The sequence below is a fragment of the Pseudomonas typographi genome (assembly GCF_014694385.1).
Lineage (GTDB): Bacteria > Pseudomonadota > Gammaproteobacteria > Pseudomonadales > Pseudomonadaceae > Aquipseudomonas > Aquipseudomonas typographi.
In genome coordinates this window covers 1-24,762 of the sequence record NZ_JAAOCA010000038.1, presented here as the reverse complement: position 1 = coordinate 24,762, position 24,762 = coordinate 1, and the positions used below count along the sequence as shown (strand labels likewise).

At 61.8% G+C, this 24,762-nt stretch carries 23 protein-coding genes and 1 pseudogene; 17 read left to right on the top strand and 7 right to left on the bottom strand.

The annotated features are described in order from the left end of the window. The first annotated feature begins 3 nt into the window (after positions 1-3). A complete protein-coding gene (locus tag HAQ05_RS23270) occupies positions 4-1,305 on the top strand; it encodes an NAD(P)/FAD-dependent oxidoreductase (RefSeq protein ID WP_202988109.1) in 1,302 nt (433 codons plus the stop codon). Here HAQ05_RS23270 and HAQ05_RS23265 read toward each other — a convergent pair. Beyond that, complete coding sequence (locus HAQ05_RS23265; RefSeq protein WP_190425174.1) at positions 1,254-2,075, bottom strand: IclR family transcriptional regulator; 822 nt, start codon at positions 2,073-2,075, stop codon at positions 1,254-1,256. The genes HAQ05_RS23270 and HAQ05_RS23265 overlap by 52 nt on opposite strands. Positions 2,076-2,329: 254 nt before the next feature. Between HAQ05_RS23265 and HAQ05_RS23260 the strand changes: the two genes are divergently transcribed. The 8 genes from HAQ05_RS23260 (at position 2,330) to HAQ05_RS23225 (ending at position 11,472) form a co-directional block, all read left to right on the top strand. Beyond that, positions 2,330-3,028: an SDR family NAD(P)-dependent oxidoreductase gene (locus HAQ05_RS23260; protein WP_190425172.1), complete on the top strand. Its 699-nt coding sequence runs from the start codon at positions 2,330-2,332 to the stop codon at positions 3,026-3,028. After that, a complete protein-coding gene (locus tag HAQ05_RS23255; protein WP_190425167.1) occupies positions 3,028-4,362 on the top strand; it encodes an NAD(P)/FAD-dependent oxidoreductase in 1,335 nt (444 codons plus the stop codon). Before HAQ05_RS23260 ends, HAQ05_RS23255 begins: the two co-directional genes overlap by 1 nt. 113 nt (positions 4,363-4,475) lie before the next feature. Then, positions 4,476-6,152 carry a peptide ABC transporter substrate-binding protein gene (locus HAQ05_RS23250; protein WP_190425164.1) on the top strand — a complete coding sequence of 559 codons (1,677 nt, stop codon included), beginning with the start codon at positions 4,476-4,478 and terminating at the stop codon, positions 6,150-6,152. A gap of 60 nt (positions 6,153-6,212) precedes the next feature. Further along, positions 6,213-7,163 carry an ABC transporter permease gene (locus tag HAQ05_RS23245; protein ID WP_190425161.1) on the top strand — a complete coding sequence of 317 codons (951 nt, stop codon included), beginning with the start codon at positions 6,213-6,215 and terminating at the stop codon, positions 7,161-7,163. 13 nt (positions 7,164-7,176) lie between these two features. Further along, entirely contained in the window at positions 7,177-8,064 is an 888-nt protein-coding gene (locus tag HAQ05_RS23240) for an ABC transporter permease (protein ID WP_190425158.1), read from the top strand. Continuing rightward, positions 8,061-9,098, top strand: a complete 1,038-nt coding sequence (locus tag HAQ05_RS23235) for an ABC transporter ATP-binding protein (protein WP_190425154.1) — start codon at positions 8,061-8,063, stop codon at positions 9,096-9,098. The genes HAQ05_RS23240 and HAQ05_RS23235 overlap by 4 nt, the downstream gene beginning before the upstream one ends. Further along, positions 9,098-10,156 carry an ABC transporter ATP-binding protein gene (locus HAQ05_RS23230; protein WP_190425150.1) on the top strand — a complete coding sequence of 353 codons (1,059 nt, stop codon included), beginning with the start codon at positions 9,098-9,100 and terminating at the stop codon, positions 10,154-10,156. The genes HAQ05_RS23235 and HAQ05_RS23230 overlap by 1 nt, the downstream gene beginning before the upstream one ends. Then, on the top strand, positions 10,153-11,472 hold the full coding sequence (locus tag HAQ05_RS23225) for an NAD(P)/FAD-dependent oxidoreductase (protein ID WP_190425137.1): 1,320 nt from the start codon (positions 10,153-10,155) through the stop codon (positions 11,470-11,472). Before HAQ05_RS23230 ends, HAQ05_RS23225 begins: the two co-directional genes overlap by 4 nt. A 113-nt stretch (positions 11,473-11,585) precedes the next feature. On the opposite strand, the gene HAQ05_RS23220 is transcribed toward HAQ05_RS23225, so the two are convergent. Next, positions 11,586-12,575 (bottom strand): zinc-dependent alcohol dehydrogenase family protein, encoded by a 990-nt coding sequence (locus HAQ05_RS23220; protein ID WP_190425135.1) that lies wholly within the window; start codon positions 12,573-12,575, stop codon positions 11,586-11,588. A 104-nt stretch (positions 12,576-12,679) separates the two neighbouring features. On the opposite strand from HAQ05_RS23220, the gene HAQ05_RS23215 reads away from it, so the two are divergent. The 4 genes from HAQ05_RS23215 (at position 12,680) to HAQ05_RS23200 (ending at position 16,498) form a co-directional block, all read left to right on the top strand. Then, on the top strand, positions 12,680-13,006 hold the full coding sequence (locus tag HAQ05_RS23215; RefSeq protein WP_338050278.1) for a winged helix-turn-helix transcriptional regulator: 327 nt from the start codon (positions 12,680-12,682) through the stop codon (positions 13,004-13,006). 275 nt (positions 13,007-13,281) lie between these two features. After that, positions 13,282-13,893, top strand: coding sequence for a calcium-binding protein (locus HAQ05_RS23210; protein ID WP_190425130.1), 612 nt, complete (start codon positions 13,282-13,284; stop codon positions 13,891-13,893). After that, positions 13,890-14,213, top strand: coding sequence for a hypothetical protein (locus tag HAQ05_RS23205; protein WP_238936574.1), 324 nt, complete (start codon positions 13,890-13,892; stop codon positions 14,211-14,213). The genes HAQ05_RS23210 and HAQ05_RS23205 overlap by 4 nt, the downstream gene beginning before the upstream one ends. A 209-nt stretch (positions 14,214-14,422) precedes the next feature. Then, a complete protein-coding gene (locus tag HAQ05_RS23200) occupies positions 14,423-16,498 on the top strand; it encodes a M10 family metallopeptidase C-terminal domain-containing protein (RefSeq protein ID WP_190425127.1) in 2,076 nt (691 codons plus the stop codon). 108 nt (positions 16,499-16,606) lie between these two features. On the opposite strand, the gene HAQ05_RS23195 is transcribed toward HAQ05_RS23200, so the two are convergent. From HAQ05_RS23195 to HAQ05_RS23175, 5 genes are all read right to left on the bottom strand, one after another. Then, entirely contained in the window at positions 16,607-17,278 is a 672-nt protein-coding gene (locus HAQ05_RS23195) for a hypothetical protein (protein ID WP_190425124.1), read from the bottom strand. Positions 17,279-17,693: 415 nt separating this feature from the next. Continuing rightward, positions 17,694-18,272, bottom strand: coding sequence for a LysE family translocator (locus HAQ05_RS23190; protein WP_190425121.1), 579 nt, complete (start codon positions 18,270-18,272; stop codon positions 17,694-17,696). Between the two features lie 68 nt (positions 18,273-18,340). After that, positions 18,341-19,180, bottom strand: a complete 840-nt coding sequence (locus tag HAQ05_RS23185) for an AraC family transcriptional regulator (RefSeq protein ID WP_190425118.1) — start codon at positions 19,178-19,180, stop codon at positions 18,341-18,343. Between the two features lie 190 nt (positions 19,181-19,370). After that, entirely contained in the window at positions 19,371-19,727 is a 357-nt protein-coding gene (locus tag HAQ05_RS23180; RefSeq protein WP_190425115.1) for a YajD family HNH nuclease, read from the bottom strand. A gap of 300 nt (positions 19,728-20,027) precedes the next feature. Continuing rightward, positions 20,028-20,921, bottom strand: a complete 894-nt coding sequence (locus HAQ05_RS23175) for a LysR family transcriptional regulator (protein ID WP_238935213.1) — start codon at positions 20,919-20,921, stop codon at positions 20,028-20,030. Between the two features lie 146 nt (positions 20,922-21,067). Between HAQ05_RS23175 and HAQ05_RS23170 the strand changes: the two genes are divergently transcribed. From HAQ05_RS23170 to HAQ05_RS23155, 4 genes and pseudogenes are all read left to right on the top strand, one after another. Further along, positions 21,068-22,306 carry an argininosuccinate synthase-related protein gene (locus HAQ05_RS23170; RefSeq protein WP_190425112.1) on the top strand — a complete coding sequence of 413 codons (1,239 nt, stop codon included), beginning with the start codon at positions 21,068-21,070 and terminating at the stop codon, positions 22,304-22,306. After that, a complete protein-coding gene (locus HAQ05_RS23165) occupies positions 22,303-23,052 on the top strand; it encodes a 2OG-Fe dioxygenase family protein (RefSeq protein ID WP_190425109.1) in 750 nt (249 codons plus the stop codon). Before HAQ05_RS23170 ends, HAQ05_RS23165 begins: the two co-directional genes overlap by 4 nt. A 2-nt stretch (positions 23,053-23,054) precedes the next feature. Then, complete coding sequence (locus HAQ05_RS23160; RefSeq protein WP_190425106.1) at positions 23,055-23,936, top strand: DMT family transporter; 882 nt, start codon at positions 23,055-23,057, stop codon at positions 23,934-23,936. 189 nt (positions 23,937-24,125) lie between these two features. Beyond that, positions 24,126-24,674 (top strand): annotated as a pseudogene (locus tag HAQ05_RS23155) (glutathione S-transferase family protein); the annotation flags it as partial. Positions 24,675-24,762: the final 88 nt, after the last annotated feature.

The window sequence follows — 24,762 nt, the reverse complement described above, 5'->3', positions numbered from 1 at the left end:
CCCATGTACCCGCACATCTCGCACGTCGACAGCGATCATCCACTGCCTCAACGCGCCGATGTGGTGATTATCGGCGGGGGAATCGTCGGGGTGTGCACAGCCTACTTTCTGGCAGCGCGCGGTGTCTCTGTGGTGTTGGTGGAAAAGAGTGGCATTGCCGACGAACAGTCCTCACGCAACTGGGGGTGGGTGCGCACCATGGGCCGTGACGTCGCCGAGATCCCGTTGGCAATTGCCAGCTTGGCACTCTGGGATGCCTGGGCCGCCCGGCTCGAGCACGGCACCGGCTTTACGCGCGCCGGGATTCTCTACGCCTGTGAGTCCGAGCAGGAAATCGCCGCGAAAGTGGCCTGGCTGGAGCAAGCCAAACCCATGGGCATTGACGCCGAGTGGCTCGACACCGCGCAGATCGATGCCCGCCTGGGCGGCAAGGCCCCGCGGTCCTGGAAGGGCGCGTTGTACACGGCCACTGACGGCCGCGCCGAACCCGACATCGCCACGGCTGCCATTGCCCAAGGCGCCCGTGCGCTTGGCGCCAGAATCTTCACCCGCTGCGCGGCGCGGAGCCTTGAAACCGAGGCTGGCCGGGTAGGTTCAGTGATCACTGAACTGGGCGAGATCAAGTGCGAGGCGGTGGTGCTGGCGGCCGGCGCCTGGTCGAGCTTGTTCTGTCGCAATCTAGGGGTTCGGCTGCCGCAGCTGCGGGTGCTCGGTTCAGTGATGCGTACCGCGCCGCTGCCCGGTGGCCCGGAGTGTGCCGTGGCCACCGAAAAGGTATCGTTCAGGAAACGCGCCGACGGTGGCTACACCGTCGCGCTGCGCAACGCCAATATCGCGCCGTTGGTGCCTGACAGCTTTCGCTACCTCCCGGATTTTCTACCGATGGTCAGGGCCCATCACCGGGAGTACCGGTTGCGGGTCACCGGCCAGACATGGCAGGAAATCAACACGCCGGGCCGCTGGGCCAACGACCAGCCCACACCGTTCGAGACCCAGCGCATTTATGACCCCAAACCCGTTGAGGCCTTTCTCGATCAGGCGCTGAAACAGATCGCCGACCAGTTTCCGGTCTTTGCCCAGGCCAAAATCGACCAGCGCTGGGCGGGCTTGATCGACGTGACGCCAGACATCATCCCGGTGATGGACGAAGTGGCATCGATTCCCGGTTTTTACCTGGCCACCGGGTTTTCCGGCCACGGTTTTGGGATCGGGCCCGGCGCCGGGCACTTGATGGCGGACCTGGTCACCGGCCATCAACCACTGGTCAGCCCAGCGCCGTTCCGTTTTGCCAGGTTCGCCCGATGACCCCCTTGGGCCACGGCGCGTTCGCGCTGCAGGCTCAGCCGCGTGGCAATGCCATCGGCTTCGCGCTGCATGGCCGCGACCAACCGCGATTGATAAGGCTCGGTCAGGCGCGAAGTCAGCAGGGCGCTGCTCAACGCCCCCATGGCTGTGCCCTCGGTACCTCGGATCGGCACGGCGACGCCGGTGTACAGTGGAAGAATCTTGTCGCTCAGGCCACAGGTATACCCCTGGCGACGGACATCGGTGACCGCCTCGCGCAGGCGTGCCACAGCGATCCCGTATTCACGCAGCAGCCGTGGGGCATTGTGGTTGAGGATTTCATTGCGTTTGGCGGCCGGCATATTGCTCAACAATGCCAGCGAGCCTTGGCCGACGCCACTCAGCACCCGGGAACCCACGCAGTGCACAAAGCTTTTGGTGGGGTTGCGGCCCTCCTGAATTTCCAGGCACAGCGCGTAATAGCCGTCTTGCACGAACAGAAAAAAACTGTCTTGGAACGCCTCCGAGAGCCGCATCAGCGCTGGCCGTGCGTGTTCTCGCAAGCCCCCGGTATTGCCGGCTTGGGCACCGAGCGTAAGCAGTTCGTAGCCGAGAAAGTAATGGCCGCGCAGGCGTGGCAGGCGCACGAACCCGTAAGACTTCATGGCTTTGAGCAGGCGGTACAGCGTCGCTCGGCTCAATTGCGTTTCGGCACTCAGGGTTTCGATGCTGGCCCCCAGTTCACCCCGGGCGGCAATGGCCTGGAGGATCTCAAAGGAGCGGTCCAGCATTTGCGTTCCTGGGGTACTGCAACGTTGCGCACTGGGTCGCGACGGTTCGCTTTGGGGCATGTTTCATCTCCCTGAAAACAGACGATGGCTGGCCCATGATCAGGCTGGGCTGAGGGCCAGTACATGAAGTGATGGTCGCCGGGCTCTGGTCGATCATTGCTTTGCAAGTTTTAGGCCTTCGGGATTTTCACGGGATATCGGCCTGGTGTGATTCATCTTTTTGCCGCGTGTGGCGGATTCGACGGAGAACATCCATGCAGCAACAACGTGTCGCTTTGATTTCCGGAGCCAATCGTGGGATTGGCGAGGCGATTGCCAGGCAGTTGGCGGGGAACGGCTGGTGCGTGTCGCTGGGCATGCGCACGCCGGCGTCGGCAGCTTGGCATGCCATCGATACGGTCCAGGTGGTGGCCTATGATGCCACCGACGCCGCTGCCGAAGCCCGTTGGGTGGCCGCGGCGCTCGAGCGTTTCGGGCGTATCGATGCAGTGGTCGCCAACGCGGGCCTGATGATCCGAAAAAGCGTGATCGAAGCCGACGAGGCTGACATGGATGCGTTGCTGGAGGTCAACGTCAAGGCACCGCGCCGGCTGGCCGCCGCTGCCTGGAACGCCTTGAGCGCCAGCGGCAGGGGGCGGCTGATCATCATGGCGTCGCTGTCGGGCAAGCGTGTCAAATCAGCCGGCTCAAGCTTGTACTCGGTCAGTAAATTCGCCGCGCTGGGCCTGGCGCATGGGTTGCGCCATAGCGGTTGGGACCTGGGCATACGTGCCACGGCGATTTGCCCGGGCTTCGTCGCCACCGACATGGCCCGCGCCTTGAGCACCCGGGGAGACTCGCAAATGACAGCCCCCGCCGATTTGGCCTTGCTGATCAATACGCTGCTGGACCTGCCCAACGAAGCGAGCGTCGCGGAGTTGAACATCAATTGCCAACTGGATGACAGCTACTGATGCCTGGACCTCGTGTAGTGCCCGTGCAGGGTGACGAACAGCTTCCTGATCGCGTGGATGTGGTGGTGATCGGCGGCGGAATCATTGGTGCTTCGACGGCATTGGAGTTGGCCGAGCGCGGTTTGAAAGTGGCGCTGTGTGAAAAAGGCGGCATCGGCCATGAGCAATCGAGCCGTAATTGGGGCTGGGTGCGGATTTCCCGCCGCGACCCCCGCGAGTTGCCGCTGATGGCCCAGGCCCTGCCGTTGTGGGCCGGTTTGGCCGAGCGCGTTGGCAAGGATGTTGGCTATACCCGCGCAGGGATTCTGTTCACCTGTGCCGATGACAAGAGCTACGCAGAACACGAACGCTGGAAGCGCTACCTGGAGGATTACCCCGTCAGCGCGCGGATGGTGTCTGGCGCCGAACTGGGGAGCCTGTTGCCAGAGGGCAATCGCCTGCAGCTCAAGGGTGCGCTGTATACGCCGGATGACGGCCGGGCCGAGCCGCAACAGGTAGCACCGGCGATTGCCGAAGCGGCTCGGGCCAAGGGGGCCGTTATTCTGACCGAGTGCGCGGTACGGGGGATCGAACAGGCAGCGGGGCGGGTCTGCGGTGTCATCACCGAGCGTGGGCCGATTGCCTGTTCGTCGGTGGTACTGGCGGGGGGCGCCTGGTCCAGCCTGTTTTGTTCGCCGCTGAGTGTGCATTTGCCGCAGTTGAAGGTGCTGAATTCGGTGATCCGCACCACGCCCCTGGAAGGCGGGCCTCAATCGGCGATCTGGGCCAACCATTTCGCCGTGCGCAAGCGCCAGGATGGCGGCTACACCGTTGCCTCGGGCCATGAAAACATCGCCGACATCGTGCCGGATTCGTTTCGCCACGCGCGGCAGTTTTGGCCGGCGTTCAAGCAGGAGCACGCCTCGTTGTCGCTGCGCCTTGGCCAGCGTTTTTTTCAGGAAGCGGTGCTGCCCCGGCGCTGGGCACTGGATGAAGCGAGCCCGTTCGAATACCGCAGGGTGCTCGATCCGGTGCCGTCTATCCGCCAATCGAACCGGGCACTGGAAAACCTGATCAAGGCTTTTCCGGTATTCAGCGGCGTGCGCATTGCGCAGCGCTGGGGCGGCATGATCGATGTGACGCCCGACGCGGTGCCGGTGATCTCGGCCGTGGACGCGGTACCTGGGTTTTTCATCGCCACCGGCTTCTCCGGCCACGGCTTCGGCATCGGGCCCGCGGCGGGGCGGTTGATGGCCAACCTGGTCACTGGCGAGCCGCCCATCGTTGACATCAAGGCGTTCAGCTTGTCGCGCTTTAGCGATGGTTCGACCCCTAAACCCATTTCCGGATTTTGAGAGGGCCGGCCAGCACGCTCAGCACTTCACGCAGCAGCCTTGAAGCTCGTTTGGACGAGCCAGGTCGATTTCAGGCGTAAGCCACCTGCCTTCATTTCTACGGGAGCTTCAGCATGTCGCAGTGCGATGATTCGGAAAAAGGTAACAGCCTGTTCAACCCTACTCGCCGCCAGGCGCTGGCGATGGCCGTTATTGGCGCGGCCGGCGTAATGTTACCGCTAGGGCGGCCTAGCCAGGCCTTTGCGGCGGCTAAAGCGGCAGCGGCCGGCCAGGTGATCATCGGGCTATCCCAGGAGCCGACGGTCTTCAACCCGCACATGCCCCACATCGAAGTGGATGAAGGCATTCATTGGAACATTTTCGATCCGTTATTCGGGATTTCCCCCAGCGGCGAATTCACCCCAGCGCTGGCCGTGGAAGTCCCGACCGTAGCTAACGGTGGTATCTCGGCCGACGGCTTGCAGTGGAAGGTCAAGCTGCGCGAGGGCGTCAAATGGCACGACGGCACACCCTTCACCGCCGAGGACGTGAAATACACTCTCGAGCTGATCGTTAACCCTGAATTTCGCAGCGGCCGGCGCGCCGGCCACGATCTAGTGCGCGATATCACCGTGGTTTCACCTACCGAAATCCACTGGCGCATGGAAAAATCCTACGCCCCCTATGCGTCGATTCTGTCTTGGACGTTCATGGTGCCCAAGCACGTGCTGTCCGCCGCCGCGGACGTGAACAACGCGCCCTTCAACAATGCGCCGATTGGCACCGGGCCCTTCAAATGGGCCAGCCGCGTGGCGGGCGATCACATCCAGCTCAAAGCCAACCCTGATTACTACGGCACGCTCGCGCAGATCGACAGCGTGATTTTCAAGTACATCCCTGACTTGACGGTGCTCTATACCCAGTTCAAGACCGGCGACATCGACGTCACCGCCATGCAAGGCATCACCCCGGATCACTATGAAGAAGCCAAGGGCCTAGCCGAACGCACAGTGGTGGTTTTGCCCGTGGCGACGGTCGAATCCGTGGCGTTGAACCTGGAGCGCCCGCAGTTCAAAGACCCGGCTGTACGCAAAGCGCTGTACCTGGCCATCGATAAAAAAACCATCATTGATGAGCTGTACTACGGCCTGGTACTGCCCACCGAAACCTACATGCCGCAGCAATCGGCGTACTACAACCCCAACCTGCCCAAGCAGGGTTTCAACATCGATGAGGCGAACAAGATACTCGACCAGGCGGGCTGGAAGCCAGGCGCTGGGGGCATTCGCGAAAAGGACGGGGTGCGGCTGTCATTTACCAACTCGACCACCGCCGGTAACCAGATCCGCGAGCAGGCGCAGCAGTTCATGCAGCAAACCTGGCTGGCCATCGGCGTCGAGATGAAAATCTCGAACCTACCGCCTGCGGTGATGTGGGGTGACTACTGGATGCAGTCGAAATTCGATTCGGCAGTGGTGGGCATCAACTTCCTGACCGGCGCCGACCCGGACACCCGCGATTACTTCGGCTCGACGTCGACCAGCGCCAAGGGGGGCGCCGGGCAAAACACCATGCAGTACAGCAATGCCAAGGTCGATGAACTGCTTGCACAAGGGGCGTCCTTGCAGGACGTGGCCCAGCGCAAGGCCGTGTACCTGCAGGTTCAGGAGATCATCCGCGATGACTTGCCGATGCTACCGCTGTTTCAGTACACCTACCTGCGTGGCTACAAATCGCAGCTCAAGGGCTTTGCCGGCAACATCAACCTGCGTATCGAACCGTGGAACGTGAATACCTGGTCCTGGGCCTGATTACCCGTCAGCGCCCGGCATGTCCGCTGGGCGTAGTTCTGCCGCCAGAAGGAATACGCCATGCCCCAATACATCCTCAACCGCCTGGGCCAGAGCGCAGTCGTCCTGGTGCTGGTGTCACTGATCGGCTTCATCGTGCTTAACCTGGCGCCCGGCGGGCCGATGTCGCAGTTTGCCCTGAACCCCGGCATGAGCCAGGCTGAACTGGACCGCATCGCCGAACAGATGGGCCTCAAGCGCCCCTTGATGGTGCAGTACTTCGAATGGTTCACGCGGCTGTTCATCGGCGACTGGGGCCATTCATTCCGCGATGGCCGGCCGGTGCTGAGTGTCATCGCTGGCCATCTGCCCGCCACGCTGCTGCTGATGGGCACGGCCACGGTGCTATCGGTCATCGTCGGCACCTGGGTGGGGGTACTGGGTGCTGTGCGGCGTTACTCGGTGTTCGACACCCTGGCCACGGTGGGCGCGATGGTGGCGCTGTCGATTCCGACGTTCTGGTTCGGCCTGGTGGCAATCTTTCTGTTTTCACTGCACTTGGGCTGGCTGCCGGCGGGCAACATGTACACCATCGGCGATCGCTCGCTGGGCGATTACGCGACCCACTTGATTCTGCCGGTGGCGGTGCTGGCATTGGTCAACGTGGCGATCTGGAGCCGCTACATGCGTTCGGCGACGCTGGACGTGATCGACCAGGACTTCGTGCGTACCGCGCGCGCCAAAGGCTTGCCGTACCGGCGGGTGTTGACCCATCACGTTATTCGCAACGCGTTGCTGCCGATGATTACCCTGGCGGGGCTGCAAATTCCGACGATTCTCGGCGGTGCACTGGTCACCGAAACGGTGTTCACCTGGCCGGGCATGGGCCGGCTGTTTCTCGACAGCCTGGGTTACAGCGATTACCCGGTGATCATGGGCATCCTGATGTTCTCGGCCATTCTAGTGCTGCTCGGCAATCTGCTTGCCGACCTGCTGGTGGGCGTTGCGGACCCGCGCGTCCGGCTCGGTTAAAGGAGCACTGCACATGAGCACGGTTGCAACGTATCCCTCGTTCTCCGGCCGCCTGGCCTGGTTCAGCAACCCCACCCTTGCGCGTTTCATGCGCCACAAATTGGCGGTGCTTGGGGTGGTGATGATCACGCTGTTGGTACTGGCCTGCGTGTTTGGGCCCTATCTGCTGCACTACACCGACCTGTCCATCGACATTCGCAATCGCTTTTCGCCGCCGCTGACCGGCAACCATTACCTGGGCACCGACGCCCTCGGCCGCGACACCGCGGCACGCTTGCTCAACGCCGGGCGAATATCGTTGACGGTAGGGTTTTTCGCGATGCTGATCAGTACGCTGATCGGCACGCTGATTGGCGTGGTTGCCGGGTACTACCGAGGTTGGATCGGTGCGGCGTTGATGCGCTTCGTCGATGCGTTTCTTTCGTTCCCCAGCGTGTTTCTGGTGTTGGTGTTGGCCGCCTTCATCAAGCCCAGCCCCACGATGATCACCCTGATCATCGCCGTGACCAGTTGGATGGAAATCTCCCGTATCGTCGAGGCCGAGATTCGTTCGTTGCGCGAACGCGATTTCACGCTGGCGGCGCGCATGGTGGGCGCCAGCCATCGCTGGATCATGTTTCGTGAGCTGGTGCCGAACGCCATCGGCCCTATCATCGTGGCCGCTACCCTGACCATCGCCAATGCGATTCTGCTGGAAGCGTACATCAGCTTCCTCGGCTATGGCATCCAGCCGCCCCTGCCGAGCTGGGGCAACATGCTCAATGCGGCGCAGCAATACCTGGGCAACGCGCCGTGGCTGGCAATCATTCCCGGCTTGGCGATCACCTTGGCGGTGACCAGTTTCAACTTTATTGGGGACGGCCTGCGCGATGCGTTGGACGGCAGGAGCGACTTGAAATGAACGCAGATGAAAAGATCAGCGTGGCCCATCTCAGCGTCGCCTTTCGCCGGGGCGCCGGCTATGTGCCGGTGGTGCAGGGGATTAACTTCAACATCCGCGCCGGCGAAACTTTGGCACTGGTGGGCGAAAGTGGTTCGGGCAAAAGTGTGACCAGCCTTGCGGTGATGAAACTGCTGGCGCAAGCACCGAAAACCCGAATCGAAGGCAGCGCGGTGGTGGCCGACAGCAGCGGCAGGGCCATCGATTTGGTGGCGATGAGCGAACAGCAGATGCGCCATGTGCGCGGCAACCGGGTAGCGATGATTTTTCAGGAGCCATTAACCTCGCTGAACCCGGTGCACAGGGTTGGCGATCAGATTGCCGAGGCCATTCGCTTTCACGACCACCTGAGCAAAGCCCAGGCGCGGGCCAGGGCCCTGGCGTTGCTGGAGCAGGTCGGCATCCCTGAACCTGCCCAGCGCATGCAGAGCTTTCCCCACGAATTGTCGGGCGGGATGCGCCAGCGGGTGATGATTGCCATCGCCCTAGCGATGGAGCCGGACGTGCTGATCGCCGATGAGCCCACCACCGCGCTGGACGTCACGGTGCAGGCGCAAATCCTCGACCTGTTGCGCAACCTGCAAAAGAAGAATGGCATGGCGATTTTGTTCATCACCCATAACTTCGGGGTAGTGGCGGAAATTGCCGACCGGGTGATGGTGATGTATGCCGGCCGTATCGTGGAGCAGGGCAGTGTCGCCCAGGTGTTGTCGGCGCCGCGCATGCCTTACACGCAGGGCTTGCTCGCCGCCGTACCGCGCTTCGAACACGCAGGGCTGGGGCAAGGGGATCTTGGCACGATCCCGGGTTTTGTCCCCGACCCGGCGGCACCTCCCGCCGGGTGCGCGTTCCATCCGCGTTGCGCCTTCAGCATTGCTGGGCGCTGCGACAGCCAAGCCCCCGCGCTGGAGGAGGTCGAGCACGGTCACCAGTTGCGTTGCCTGCGCTGGCAGGAGCTGACGGCCAGCGTTGAATGTGCCCAAGGAGGTGCATGATGAAACAGCCGCCCCTGATCGAGGCCATCGGCCTGAAGAAATACTTCCCGCTGCGCAAGAAGTTGTTCGCCAGCAACCGTGGCCGTGATGACAACCTGGTGCGCGCCGTGGATGGTGTCGATCTGTCCATCGCGCGTGGCGAAGTGCTGGGTTTGGTCGGTGAAAGCGGCTCGGGCAAGAGCACCCTGGGCCGTAGCCTGATGATGCTCGACCCCCCTACGGACGGGCATGTCGTTTTCGATAATACGGAAATCACCCCATTCAACGACCGCTTGCTCAAACCCTATCGCAAGCGCATGCAAATGGTGTTTCAAGACCCTTACGGCTCGCTGAACCCGCGCATGACCGTGGGCGAGATCCTGGGCATGCCGCTACGTTTTCACGCCAAACAGCTAAACGCCCAAGCGCGCCGGGAAAGAGCGCAGCAAGCCCTGGAGACCGTGGGCTTGCCGAGCCAGTATCTGGACCGCTATCCCCACGAATTCTCCGGTGGCCAGCGCCAGCGCATCGGCATTGCGCGCGCATTGACCCTGGAGCCGGAGTTCATCATGGCCGATGAACCGGTGTCCGCGCTGGACGTGTCGGTTCAAGCGCAGGTGCTCAACGTGTTCTCGCACATCCGCCAGCACATGAACCTGACGATGCTGTTCGTGACCCATGACCTGGCCGTGGTCGGGCATATCGCTGACCGCGTGGCGGTGATGTACCTGGGGCGGATCGTGGAGGTGGCGCCCACCCGTGAGCTGTTCAGCCAGCCACGCCATCCTTACACCGAAGCACTGATGTCGGCGATCCCGATGCCGGACCCGGGGCAGCGGCGCCAGCGCATCGTTTTGCAGGGCGATATTCCGAGCCCGATTTCACCGCCCAGCGGGTGTACGTTTCGCACCCGTTGCCCTTACGTGGTGCCTGCCTGCAGCCAGGAGCGCCCGCCGCTACGCATGATCGGGCCGGGGCATGGCACGGCCTGTATCCGTGATGATCTGTCGTTGATCTCGCCCCTCAACGAACAGCGCGAGACGCTGTTTGAAGCGGCGCGCCGTGAGAGTGCCGTATGAGGTTCTCGGCCTTCGATACTTCACTGTGGTTTGCCACGGCTGTGGCGCCGGTGGCGACGCCGGCCTTGAATGAGCGCCTTGAGGCCGACGTGTGCGTCGTCGGCGGCGGCTATACCGGGCTGGCCACCGCGCTGGAGTTAGCGTGCCGCGGGCTGAACGTGGTTTTGCTGGAAGCCGAAGAAATCGGTTTCGGCGGCTCCGGGCGCAATGCGGGCCACTGCACGCCGACGTTTCACCACCATTCGATCCCGCAGATTCGCCAAATGCTGGGGCCTGTGTATGGCGAGCGATTGATCGCCCGGCAGACCGGCGCGAATGCCGTGGTGGCGCAGTACATCGCGCGCTACAACATCGACTGCGAATGGCAACAAAATGGCTACTTAATGGCGGCGCACACGCCCAGTGCCATGGCACGCCTGGTGCTGAAAACCGACGAGTACAACGCGGTCGGCCAGCGCATCCGGTTGCTAGACCGTGACGAGGCCTGCGCGTTGACTGGAAGCCAGCGGTTCCATGGCGGTTGGTTCCACCCGGCTGCCGGCCATCTCAACCCGCTCGGTTATGCCCGCGGCCTTGCGCGGGCTGTTGTGCAAGAGGGTGGCCGGGTGTTTTCCAGGTCGGCGGTGTGCAACGTGGCCCGCCAAGGCGGCCGCTGGCAGGTCAATACCAGCAATGGCTCGGTGCTGGCCGACAAAGTGATTTTCGCTACGGGTGCTTACTCCCGCCTAGGGTGGCCGGGGCTGGACCAGACCTTCCGCATCCAGAAGGTTTTTGTCGCGGCCACCGAGCCATTGCCAGTATCGGTGCGCCAGCAAGTATTGCCACTCAACACCACGACCCACGACGGCCGCGGCGATATTTTCGTGTACAAGTACAATGCCGAAGGGCGCATCGTGGCCTCGATGTTTCCCATGGGAAGGCGGGGCCGCGATATGGCCTTTACCCATCAGGTTATGAGCGAGCGGCTGCACTGGTTGCACCCCCAGATCGCCAAAAGCGTACGCTGGGATTACTTCTGGATGGGCGAATTGGACATGCAGCGCAAAACCATTCCGCGCCTGTATGGGCTGGCGCCGGGCGTGGTTGCGTTGACCGGGTTGGCCGGGCGAGGCGTGCCCACCGGTAGCATGCTGGGCGGCATCCTTGCCGACTGGGCAACGGATGTGCCCGCTGCCGAACTGGCGCTGAACATCGAACCCATCCGCGCCGCACCCGCTTATATGAGTGTCGCGCCGTCGTTAGCGCTGCGCTACTACCGTTGGCGCGACAACCGCGCAGCCAGGCACGATGGCGTTGAGTTACCGCCTTATCATTGAGGCCCAACGGGTGAACTGGACTTGGCGTTCTCCCGGCTCCGCCAGCGCAATGGGGTAGGGCTGCTGAGCCATTGGCGCGGGCAACGCTGTGATCCAACGAACCTGCCGTTCGGCTATTCGGCCACCCGTACCACGAGCTTCCCAAAGTGGCTCGCACTGCGCAGATTCTGGAAAGCGGCCTCGGCTTGCTCGAATGCATATACCCGGTCGATTACCGGTTTGAGCGGAACCTTGATCAGCGCTTTCAAGGTCGCAACGGGGCCCACGTAGATACCTTGAAGGGTGATGCGTTTTTCCAATATCGAACCGGTATCTATGTGACCGTTGAAGCCGGAAAGCACGCCCATCAGCGAGATCCGCCCGCCGTGCCGGGTCGCCTTGAGGGTCTTGTTCAGGGTGGCGGGCCCTGCCACATCCACGGCCAGATTTGCCCCTATGCCATCGGTGAGGTGCAGTACGTGCTCTTCCCAGTCAGGCTGCTCGCGGTAGTTGATCAGGTGATCGGCGCCCAGCGCGCGGGCTCGCTTAAGCTTCTCATCGGAGCTGGACGTGATAATGACCCGAGCGCCCGCGGCCTTGGCCAATTGAAGCGCGAAGATCGAAACGCCCCCAGTCCCTAGCAACAGCACGGTTTCGCCTGGTTGCACTGGGCGCCGCTCGAACAGTGCCGACCAGGCGGTAACGCCGGCGCACGGCAACGTTGCAGCTTCCTCGAAGGTCATGGAGTCCGGAATCTGGCACACGCCGGCAGCGGAAACGGCAATGCGCTCAACCAGCACGCCATTCACGTCTGGGCCACCCAGTGAAGTCGCCTGTTTGCCAGCGCTGAATTCGCCTTCAACCCAGCCGGGCATGAAGCCGATGGCGACACGGTCGCCGACCTTGAGGCCGGCGACATTCGTGCCCAGCGCGGACACCACCCCAGCGCCGTCAGAGGTCGGAATGCCGCCGCCTTCGCTGGCGCCGGCAACGATCAGATCCCGGTAGTTCAGCGAAACCGCGTGGATGTCGACAATGACTTCTCCCTCGTGGGGGAAGGGCTCCGGGGCCGTGGAAAGCTGGAGAATCGGAGTTTCTTGGCCGGTCAGTGTGTAGCTACGCATGTGCCTTCTCCTTGGAAAAAGCCATACTAGCAACGCACTTTTAATTGCAGTAGTACGTACAATTTCAGCAGATACTATCACTAATGATAGTAAGGAGCCCACAGGTGCAGCGACGAAAAGCAGGCCGAACCGGCTGCGCCGTCGAGGCGACACTTTCAGTGATTGGCGGCGTGTGGAAGCCGGTTATCCTCTTCCACCTGTTAGCCGGGAAGTTGCGTTTCAACGCGCTGTGTCGGCTCACGCCCTCGGCAACGCCACGCATGATGACGCTGCAACTCCGTGAGCTCGAAGCCGACGGCGTCATCAAGCGGACGGTCTTTCCTGAAGTGCCACCCAAGGTGGAATACGAGCTGACTGAGTTGGGCAAGTCGCTGGAGCCCATATTGATCACGATGCGGGACTGGGGCGATCGGTTTCAGAAAACGCTTTGAGGCTTGCGGGAGGAGGGCGGTCCGCTTCGTGGGGGCGCGGTGACGACTTGCTCTGAAGCAGCTATCGATAGGCCTTGATGGCTCAGTAGATGCACAAGCCGGCCCACTATTTGGCACCAAACTGTGAAGGGCATAAGGGCCCGTACATAACAACATCAAAACGACGAACTGTTCTGTTTCTAAACCACACTCAGATAATCTGTCCCATTTGTGATTTTGTGCCCAGGCCCAATTCGCCGTTGGTGCCTACTTTCTCACGCCTTTGAGGAACGCTCATGAGCTCGACTGACGGCACGATCACCGCGATAAGCAGCGAGATTGTTATCAAAGGCCGCGGTGTGTATACCGCCTATGAAGGGACCCGCGCCAGCGACGACTTGGCTGTCGGTGGCGCAGCCGCCCTCTACTTGGAAGGGGGTGGCGGGGCGGACACCTTAGTGGCAAGCAGCAATGACGACGTACTGATCGGCGGTGCCGGCGTAAACACCCTGACCGGCGGCGCTAGCCGGGACAATTTTGTCTTCACCCACTTCAGCGATAGCTATGGTAACGCCGAGGGGTCGCACTCGGACCTGATCACCGATTGGAATGCCGAGGGCCGGCTAGACCTGACCGCGCTGGGGTTGAGCCTGGATGACCTCACCGTCAGCTATGACGCCGCCGCTGATATCACCTATGTCCGGGCCACCCAGGCCAACAGTGCGGGTAATGACTTCGAAGTCCGGCTGCAAGGTGCATCGAGCCAAGCGCTCACTTCGGAAAATTTCATCGCGCGGGTGGATGGCACGGCCAGTAATGACGTCATTGACCTAAACCCTTCAGAACAATCCTATGTGATCAACTGGCGCGGCAGCTGCAAGAGCTTCCCGGCGCCGGCGATGGCTTGAGCCTGACCCAGCGGCTGGTGCTGCGCATCCTGGTGGCGCATGGCGAGCTGCCTGCCGGTAGGGTATTTGGCCATCTAATGATGCGCTACGAGCCATTGCCCTATCTGGGCAATTTAATGTTTCACGCGCTGCTGCAACCCCTGATCAATGCGCCACACCCACTGCTGTACGAACAGCCGGGAGGTGAATGGCAGCAACGCCTGCTCCGCATAACGGCGTTGGGCGAGACGGTACTGCACGGCCAGGGCCACTGGCTCGACCATCAGCCACCCGATCGTTGGGTGGGGGGCGTGAATATCGTGGCCGATCAGTCACCTTAGGTGGTGAGTGGCGAAGGGCAGGTGTGGCGTCGCTGAAGCCTTTTATGGGAACCATTATCGGCCCCGGTACTGATGCTGACGCCGGCCTTTTATGCAAACTTCTTGTACCCGAGCTGAAACAAATACGCCGGCGTGTGTCCATTAGTGTGCAATGAACCAGCCCTGCACTGCAGTAATGAGGCTCCCTCTGCACCTTGAAGGATCAACCCATGGCAACAACCGATAGCAAATCGGCACCCACCCCTACCGTCAGAACAGGCCCGGGCACCGTGATGGTCGACCTGACCGGGGCGCTTGATTCGAACCAAAGCGTTACGCTGCAGGCCGATGGCAAGATCCTGGTCGGCGGCTACACCTACCACACCGCCTATGGCTACCCGGGCTCACCGGGAGATGAAAGTTACGAAACCCGCGCGGATTATTCCGTCATCCGCCTCAACGCGGATGGCAGCCTGGACACTAGCTTCAGCCAGGGCGGGATCGACCTCGTGCCGGCTGACATAGAGCGCGACACAGACTATGTGATGGCGGTACAGGCCGATGGCAAGGTGCTCTCGGCTCACCCCCGGAGTGGTGGCGTGACGGTCGAACGCTTCAACAGCGACGGCACCTTGGACGACACCTTCGGTAGCCACGGCGCCATCAACATCGGCATTACCTACAGCGCCGATGGCATCGCCATTTCCGCTAACCCGGATGGCACGCTGTACGTCAGCGCACGCGGGGCGGGCCAATCCACCGTGACCAAGCTCAACAGCGATGGCACCCCGGCCGCTGATTTTGGCGACAACGGCCAGGTTACCCTCAAGCCTGCCGGGAACTACGATATCGGGGATATTTCTACTATTGTACTGCCCGATGGCAGCTTCTTGCTGGGTAGCGCTCTCTATATAGAGGGCCAGTCGGTATACAGCCTGGAGCGCCTGACGGCGACAGGCGCCGTGGACACTGGCTTTGGCGACAACGGCGTGCTGCACTTCGACCCGGCCCTGGGCTTGGATTACTTTTCGGCGGTCACGGTGCAGGCCGACGGCAAGATCATCGTGGTGGGCCAAAGCGCCGATTACACCGTAGGCAACGTATTGCGGCTTAACGCCGACGGGTCGTTCGACACAAGCTTCGGTATCGATGGCAAGGCCACGTTCGAAGTGGCGCCGGATGATTCCAACAACCCCCGCTCCGTCACGGTGCAGGCCGATGGAAAAATCCTGATTGCCGGCCAGAGCGTGCTCAACAACAACTCGGATTTCGGCATTATCCGCCTGAACGCCGACGGTAGCCCGGATACCACCTTTGGCAGCCCTGATGGCCAGCTACATGTGGACGGCTCCGGGGGCCAGGACACCCTTCTCGGCGTGGACACTGCCGAGATTATCCATGGCCTCGGCGGTGACGACGTGCTGCAAGGCAACGGTGGCCGCGATGTGCTGCTCGGCGGCACCGGCGCGGACATCTTCCGTTTTGCCGAGGTAAGCGACAGTTACCGCACTGCCACCCAAACCGGCAGCGATCGTATCCTGGACTTCGACCCCACCCAAGACCGTGTCGACCTGATCGCACTGGGCTTCACCGGGATCGGCGATGGCCACAACGGCACCCTGGCGGTGCAGGCCAATGCTGACGGTACCCGCACCTACCTTAAAAGCTTCGACGCCGATGCCGCCGGGCAGCGGTTCGAACTGGCGTTCGATGGGAACCTGGTCGGGCAGTTGAACAGCACCAACGTGGTGTTCACGCCGCCCACGGTCGAAGGCACTTCCGGCGGGGACGTTATCAATGGGAGTGCGCTTTCGGAAATCATCTACGGCCTGGCCGGCAATGATCGAATCAATGGCGGCGCCGGCGCCGATGTGATCCTAGGCGGGGCGGGCGCCGATCAATTGAACGGCGGTGATGGCGAAAACGTGCAGCTTTTTACCGGCGAGCATGATATCGACGACGTATTTGTCTATACCTCCGCCAGCGATAGTTACCGAACCGACACCCAGAGTTTTGACGACTTGATCGTCAACTTCGCTGACTATAGCGATAAGATCGACGTGTCGGCGTTGGGCTATACGGGTTTTGGCGACGGCACCGGCACGACGCTCAAGGTGGCCTACGATAGCGAATTGGATCGCACCTACCTGAAGGATCTAGAAGCAGACGCCCAAGGGCACCGGTTCGAAATTGCCCTGACTGGCAACTGGGTGGGCGAGCTCAATCACGGCGCGATGGTTTTCGCGCCGGCGGCGGAAGTGGCCTTGGTGGGGGTGGATACCTCGCACGACCCGCTGTCTGCGTAAGGCTCACGGCCCAGGGGAGGCTCCTGGGCAGCATCTCGGCGCTTGGGCTTCGTAGGCACCGCTATATCTGCGTTTTCAGGAAGCTGGCCGGGGCCGAGCAATAGCCCCTCAGCCACCGAAAGGGCCGCGCCAGTAACGGCTTACAGGTGCCGTCGCCGTGACTACGCCTTGCTCCAGTACCACGGGCATAGCCTTGAGCGCACCGTTCACGGCGAGGTAGCGGACGTAGCCCACTCCGGCCGGCAGCACACGACCCCGCTCGGCCACCCGTTGGCCATTGAGCACATAACGCAGCGTGCGCTCGGGCTCAGTGCCTTTCGCGCCGCCTTGCAGGTCTAGCGCCACCGGCGTCATGGTTTCGCTCACGCAAGCGTCCGAGGCTGCGTTTACCTGGGCCTGTGCTAACTCGCCACTGTCGACGCAGTCGTTCCCACAGAGACGCAGTGACGGGCTACCCACCTCGATCTGAGCGCTGTACATCGCGCCTCCGGCGATTCCTTCCAGGCGAACTTGGCTGCTGAGCACGAAATGCATACGGTCGGCGCTAAGCATAATATGTGGGCGGATGGCCCAGCGCGCCACCATCGCACCGCTGCCTTCTGGCAGGCCGGCGTGGAGGGCGGCTTGGCGATAACGGCTCGCCAATTGCGTGTCCATGGGCAAACCACCCAGCAGACTGGCCAGCGGCTTGGCGTCCAGGTCAGCGACTGCATGCGCCTTACGCTGTAGCGCCCCCGACTGCGCGCTGGCCGCCGCGGTCACTGCCAGCAAAACGGTCAATCCCGTATTGTGCCTTGAGCGCGCTGACGTCACGGTCCACATAACCTTCATGCCACGAGGTCTGCTTGTATTGGCTCAGGTCGATCACACCGGGGATGCGCTTGACCCTTTATACCTGCCCTGATACAGGATCCGAGGCTACCGAAAGTGATATCAAAATAATATCGTCAATCTTTCAAAGGCGGCGTCGTTCGTCGGATTTGCTGTGTATGTGCCAGTACTGCCGGATGTGAGCAGTGTAGTGCTGCGGTTCATCGAGGAGGTTGCGGCAGTAGGCAACTCTGGGTATGGCATTACCAGCCCAAAAGCGTGGCGCACTGGGCCGGAAATGGCTGCTTCTGGCGGCGGATTCAACAAGTCGATGCACCCTAGCAAAGCCACCGCCCTGCCGGATCGGCGCATTGAGGGGGGCGCATCACGTGTGTAAGAGCGCGGCGGCAGATGAAAGCACCAGCAGTACCGCCAGGGCGCGGTTAAGCCAGCGCATTTGCGTAGGGCTACTGAGCCATCGGGCAGTACCCCGGCCCAGCAGCGCCCAGGTTCCCATGCAGGGGAGAGACACCAAGAAGAACACTAGGCACAGCATGTTAAGGCGTTGACCTTGGGCAGTGAACACGCCGATGACTGCCATGGCCATCAACCACGATTTTGGGTTCACCCATTGCAACAGGGCCGCGCCTACCAGGCCCAACTCCGGTTTCTCCGTCCCCGCCGCGGGGGTTATTTGGGTGACCGGGGCGTTGAAAATCTGCCAGGCGAGCCAAAGCGTCCAGCACAGCCCAGCACCGTTGGCCCACGGGCGTAGGCCGGGAAGCAGCAGGGTACTGGCACCGGTGCCGGCTACCCATACCAAGCAAGCGGCCCCCGCGCAAGCGCCGAGGATAATCGGCATGCACGGCCGCCAGCCGCGCCTGGCACTGGTGCTGAGCACGATCAGGTTGGTGGGGCCTGGGGTGATAGAGGCAACAAAGGCAAAGAGGATGAACGCAAGCATGGCACTGCCCTGAAAGAAATAAGGGCGTACTGTGGGGGTTTTGCGGGGGGGCGGTCTTGAACGTTTGTTCAGCGCCTGGCTGTGCCAACGGCACGCTGCTGGTAAGCACCGGGTGTAATCCCGTAGGCGCGCAGGAACCAACGACCGAGGTGGCTTTGGTCGGCAAAGCCAAGCCTGCCTGCGACGTCCACCGGTTGCACACCGGCGGCGAGCAGTTGGCGGCTACGGTTGAGGCGCAGTTGGATCAACCAGGCATGCGGCGCGAGGCCATAGGCGGCCTTGAACTCACGCGTCAAGCGAAAACGGTCGGTGCCACAGGCCTGGGCCAGGGTGTGCAGGCTGATGTCGTGCTCATGGTAGGCCACCAGGTAATCCCTTGCCTGCCGGGCTATCGAGGGCGCGCGAAGCGTGGCCGGTTGCTGCGGCCGCCGGTGTAAATGGGCCGCCAGCCGTTCCAGCAAGGTGTCCAGGGCTGCCTCTCGCACCATGCGTACGTCTTGCTGATGCAGTGCGTTGAACGCGAACAGGGTCGCACGGGCCAGTGCGGGGTCGTCGTTGAGCACCCGGCCGATGCCCGGCAACCCACCCCAGGCGGTGTCCGTGTGCAGCTCGCCCAGCGCCCGGTCCAGCCAGGCGGGCTGCAGGTACAGCATGCGATAGGTAAAGCCGTCTGGGCTTGGCGCATCGCCGTCATGGATGTCCCCAGGCTCCAGCATGAATACCTTCCCCGGGGTGCTGTCATACCGCGCCCTACGGCTGTTGAAGCGTTGCACGCCTTGCTCGGTAATGCCAATCAGGTAGCTGTCGTGCCAGTGTGGGTCATAGGCATGCGCGTGCCCGGCGAAATGCGCATGCAAGGTTTCGATGTCGGTTTCCGGGTCGCGGGTGAGGTTGATCCAGTTACTCATGGCTTAGAACACAGAGGTGGGCGGGCTCCAGTAACCCACAGTTGGCGGCCTGGGGCTAGAAGGTTTGTGCAGCGCCTGGCGGCAACCCTTCAAGCACGGCTTTCCCCTGTAAGGGACAGGGCGGTTCACGCCGCACGCGGATACCGGCGGTAGGTGGAAACGGGACCGGCGCGGTTCGAAAGTCCGCAGCTCAGTCTTTTTTCATCATCCCGGCCAGCGCGGCGAAGGGGTTATGGGTGGCCTTGGCGACCGACGGCGTGCTCAGCGAGCCCTCGGCGAAGTACTGCTGGTCGGTGTAGCGAGCATGCTCATTGTCGTGGCAATACAGGCATAGCAGTTCCCAGTTGGAACCGTCTTGGGGATTGTTGTCGTGGTTATGGTCGCGGTGGTGCACCGTCAGTTCGCTCAGGCGCTTGCCGGAGAATTCGCGGGCGCAGCGGCCGCACACGTGGGGGTACATCTTGAGGGCTTTATCGCGGTAGCCGCGTTCGCGCTCGCGTTGGTTTTCGGCAAGGATTCGATCCAGCTTCGAAGTGTCGGTGGCCATGCTGCACCCGTGGCGTGTAAAGCTGCCATCTTATAGCGCCGGGCGGGGTTGTGCCACGGCAGCGACGCGCCAACCGAAGGGTGGCCGCTATACGCGGGTTGGCGAACCGGGAATCAAGGAAATCGGCAGACACGTGTGTCGCCTACGCACAGCCGCCATAACACGAATTCGCGGGCATAAAACAAGCGCCTGCCAACGCGATGGGGTGCTGACGCGCCTTGATCTCAGCGGGTAGGGCCGCCGATGCGCGGCGAGGTGGGGAACGGTAAACGCCAATGCCATTTCGCGCAGGGCCGTGGGCTATGGTGCGGTAGCCTGGCTGAGCTTGCTCGCCAAATAGTCGATCAGCGCCCGGCACTTGGGCGGCAGGTAGCGGTTCGGCGGGTACAGGATCCACGCCTTGCCATGATAGGTCGTCTCGTACCGCCAATCGCTCAGCACTTCGACGATCTGCTGGTTGGCCAGGGCCTCGGCGGCGGTGAAAAACGGCAGGCAACCCACGCCCAGGTGGGCGAGCACCGCCTCCAGGCGGACTTCGCTGTGGTTGCTGACCATGCGCCCTTTAACGCTCACCGTGATTTTTTCGCCACTGTGCGCATGCCTGAGTTGCCAGCGGTTATCGCCTGGGGTTTCGCCCAGGTAAATGCAGCTGTGGTGGCTCAAGTCTTCGGGGTGTAATGGCGTGCCCGCCTGCGCCAAGTAATGCTCGCTGGCACACAACACGTGATACACATCCAGCAGCGGCCGGGCGGCCAGCCCCAGCGGTGGGGTGTCGGTGATGCGGATCAACAGGTCCAAGTCATCACTGATCAGGTCGTTCGGCTGGTCGTTCAATATCAGTTGCACGTCGACTTGCGGATACAGGCGCAAGAATTCCGGCACCAGCGGGCTGATGATGCGTTTGCCGAAGGCCTTGGGTACGCTGAGCTTGACCAGGCCCTGGGGGCTGCTGACGAAGCGCTGGGCGATTTCCTGGACGGCGCGTGCCGCTTCGACCATATCCTGGCAGCGGGCGAACACTTCGGCGCCCACTTCGGTCAGGCGCAACTTACGGGTGGTGCGTTCCAACAGTTTGACGCTCAGGGCACTTTCCAAGTTCGCCATTTGCCGGCTGACCGCCGAGGCCGTTAGCCCCAACTGTTCGGCTGCGGCGGAGAAACTGCCTAACTCTACCACCTTCACAAATACCGACATGTACGGCATCAGCCGACTGGTTGATTCGTTCTCGTGGCGCAAAACTGTTGTCCTGAAAGGTGGGCTAATAGCCGATGGCGGGGCCGTCGATAATCCCGGCGCCGGACAGGAACGTCCCGCTCACTCGACTCAGGAGACCGCGCCGCATGACCCGCGAAATGGATGTTCGAAGCCTGGAAGACCTGGCCTTTATCGCCCAACGCACGCCCCATATTCTGACGTTGTTCAGCGGGGGCCTAGACAGCAGTTATCTGCTGTACCAATTGTCGAAGCTCGACTGCAAGGTCACGGCACTGGCGGTAGACCTGGGCGAAGGCGCAGATTACGCGGAACTGGCGCGCATCACAAACTTCTTCGGGGCCACGTTGAAGGTGGTTGATGGCCGCTCGGCCTTCGTCGAAGACGCGGTGTTACCGGCCATCCAGGCTCATGCCCAATACCTCGGGCAGTACCCAATCAGTTCATCCTTGTCGCGGCCGATCATTGCTCGCTTCGCCGTCGCCGCAGCCCATAGGTTGGGTTGCGGCGCGCTGTTGCACACGGCCAACCAATCGCAGAACAGCCTGCGGCGCTTGAACGGCGCGATCAAGCAATTGGGCTATACCGGTTTCACCGGCAGCCCCTATGAATATTCAGCGCTGAGCCGCGAAGAAAAAATCGCCGAACTGAATGAAGCCGGCCTTTGCGGTTTTCAATCCCGTGGCATGAGCGGCGACGCCAACCTCTGGGTGCGGGAATATGAGTCGGGCTGCCTGGATAACCCGGAAAACTTCAGCGTTTCAGAAGACATTTATTCATGGACGCGCGCCCATCAGGCTCGCGATCACGACCAATTGGAGATCGAGTTTCGTGAGGGCCGCCCCTTCGCCTTGAACAGGCAGATTTTGCCGCTGATCGAGCTTATCCATCAGGTTAACCATCTGGCGGGTAGCTTCCAGATCGGCCGCTACAGCGGGCTCGAACACTTGGAAGGCGGCGAAAAAGTGCTGGAAGTGCGCGAGGCGCCGGCGGCTGCAGTGCTGTTATTGGCCTACCGGACCCTGGAAACCGCCGTGCTGGATGCCGAGTTGATCCGCGAGAAAATCGCCATCGAGCAGTTGTGGGTACGCGAGGCTATAGAGGGGCGCTGGTTCGGTGCCTTGCATGGGGCCGCCAGTGCCTTCGTCGCCGCCACGGCCAAGGCGGTGAGCGGCAAGGTCACCTTGCAGTTGAGCCAAGGCTGCGCCCAGTTAGCGGCGATCAAGGCGCCGTCGGCGTTGTACCTCACCGACCGAGACGGGTGGGAAAAAGCCATTGCCAGGGAGCGCGGTAGCCGCACCTTGGCCGAGCAGCACACGCGCCGTTCAGTGCGCAGCGGCGTGTTAGCCGAAGGGGTGAACCCATGACCGTTGCCTGTACCGAGATCGTGCTGGATGCGCATGCGGTAACGTCGATCAGCGACGACATCAGCAAGCAAGGCTGGGCCTACCGTGACGGCCAGGGTATGGCCCAGCGCTTGAATCTCGACCCCGACAGTTGGGAAGATTTCAGCCGCTACTGGGAGAACCTGGCCCTGGATGAATACATGGCCGACCAGGGCACCTACCGCTACCGCCGCTACAGTGAATTCGACTTCAAGGTCGGTGGTGCCCTGCATAAATTGCCCCACGCGGCTTACGAGCAGGCCACCTACATCAACACGTTGAACGGCGGCGTGGCCCGGCACTTTTTGCCGCTGGAGGACGGGATGGTCGAACACCCGTTGTTCATCGCCCTGCTGGCGGGCATCGCGCGGGTTTTCGATCGCGTCGAGGGGGCCACCTGTGACTGGAACATCCGCCTGCACCCTTATCGCATCGTCACCAACGAGTTCGAACAGGGCAAGCCGACCCCCGAAGGGCGGCACCGCGACGGCGTCGATTACATCGTGATGATGCTGGTTCGCCGAACCGGCATTACCGGCGGCACCACACGGGTGTCCACCCTGCTGAACAAGACGCTCTGCGAAGTCACCCTGGCCAACGGGCTGGACGTGATCATGGGCGATGACCGGCAGATCATGCATGAAGTGTCCCCTATCAACTGTCAGGAAATCGGTCGGCAGGGCTACCGTGATGCCTTGGTGATCGCTTTCACCCGTAAGGGCGTATAAACATGCTGCTGTCGAAAACCCGTATCGCCGAGGTGATGTTGCTGCTGGTGGCCTTTATCTGGGGCACCAGTTATGGGGTGGCCAAAGGCGCCCTGGTGTTCTACCCGGTTATGGGTTTTCTGTGCGTGCGCTTCATCATGACCTTTGTGCTGCTGCTGCCGTTTCTGCGTGGCCACCTGAAAACCGCCGTGCCGCCGGGCCTTGCCTTGGGCTGCATCCTGCTGGGTATTTTCCTCGCCGAGACTTACGGGGTAGCGCAAACCAGTGCCAGCAATGCGGCGTTCCTCATCAGCTTGTGCGTTGTGTTAACGCCACTGGTGGAGTGGGCAGTGTTTCGCCAACGGCCGACGGGGGAGGCCATCGCCATCGCCTGCCTGTCGCTGCTGGGCGCGATGCTGTTGACCGGCACCTCGGGGGTGGATATGAACCGCGGTGACTGGCTGATGATCCTGGCGGCGGTGTTGCGGGCGTTCATGGTGTGCTCCACCAAGCGCCTGATGCAGAACGCACAGGTTCCAGCCCTGGCCCTGACGGCGGTGCAGGTGGGCGTGGTCGGCTTCGGCAGCCTGTTCATACTGTTGTTGACCGCAGGCAGCATACCGGCGTTGCCTACAGAGCTGTCGTTCTGGGCGGCCTCGGCGTATCTGGTGCTGTTCTGCACGCTGTTCGCCTTTTTCGCCCAGAACCATGCCCTGAAACACACCAGCCCTACCCGCGCTTCGTTGTTGATGGGCTCCGAGCCGTTGTTCGGCGCGTGCTTTGCGGTGCTCTGGCTCAACGAGCAGCTCACACCCCTGGCTTGGTGTGGCGGCGTGCTGATCGTGGTGGCTTCGCTGCTGGGGGTTCGCCCGCAGGGGAAGGGCAAGGCGGTGGTGACGGGTTGAAAGGGAGGCCGGTTGGCGGGAGCTCATGCCAAACCCTGATCTCAAGCAAATTGATGGGGTTGGGATTTGTAGCAAACGCATCACCGGTAGGCGGCATTGGCCTGCGATCAGCCTACGCAGTTAGATTCCCTTGACTATCCCAATAGCGCCGGAGACGATTTACCCCTATTCCAAGCCAAGGACGAAGGAATGCTACGGATACTGGGCAGGGCGTCGTCAATCAATGTGCGAAAGGTCTTGTGGGCCTGTGCTGAAATCGACGTTCCTTTCGAGCGCGAGGATTGGGGCGCTGGTTTCAAACCAACCGACGTACCCGAATTCCTGGCGCTGAACCCGAACGCTATGGTGCCGGTGATCCAGGATGGCGACTTCACCCTCTGGGAGTCGAACGCTATCATCCGTTACCTCGCGCTATGCTACGGCGAGGCGGCCCTCTACCCGATTGACGCCAGAGCGAGGGCAGGGGTTGATCAATGGATCGATTGGCAAGCCTCAGATCTCAATAGGTCTTGGATTTACCCCTTTATGTCGTTGGCCAGGCATTCACCCTCTCATCAGGACAGCCAAGCGCTCGCCGCAGGGTGCGTAGAGTGGGCCAGGCATATGCAGATATTGAACCGGCAGCTCGAAGCGACCGGTGCTTACGTTGCCGGTAATGAGTTTTCGCTGGCAGACATTCCAATCGGGCTCTCGGTCAATCGTAAGCGCCCGGTGAACACACCTACCGAACTCCAGCATTAAGGGCGATGTTGTCCGTCTATTTTTTAGCGGACGCGATCACCCTTATCGCCAGGATTCCCATGCGCCAACGAAGCTCTTACCCGAA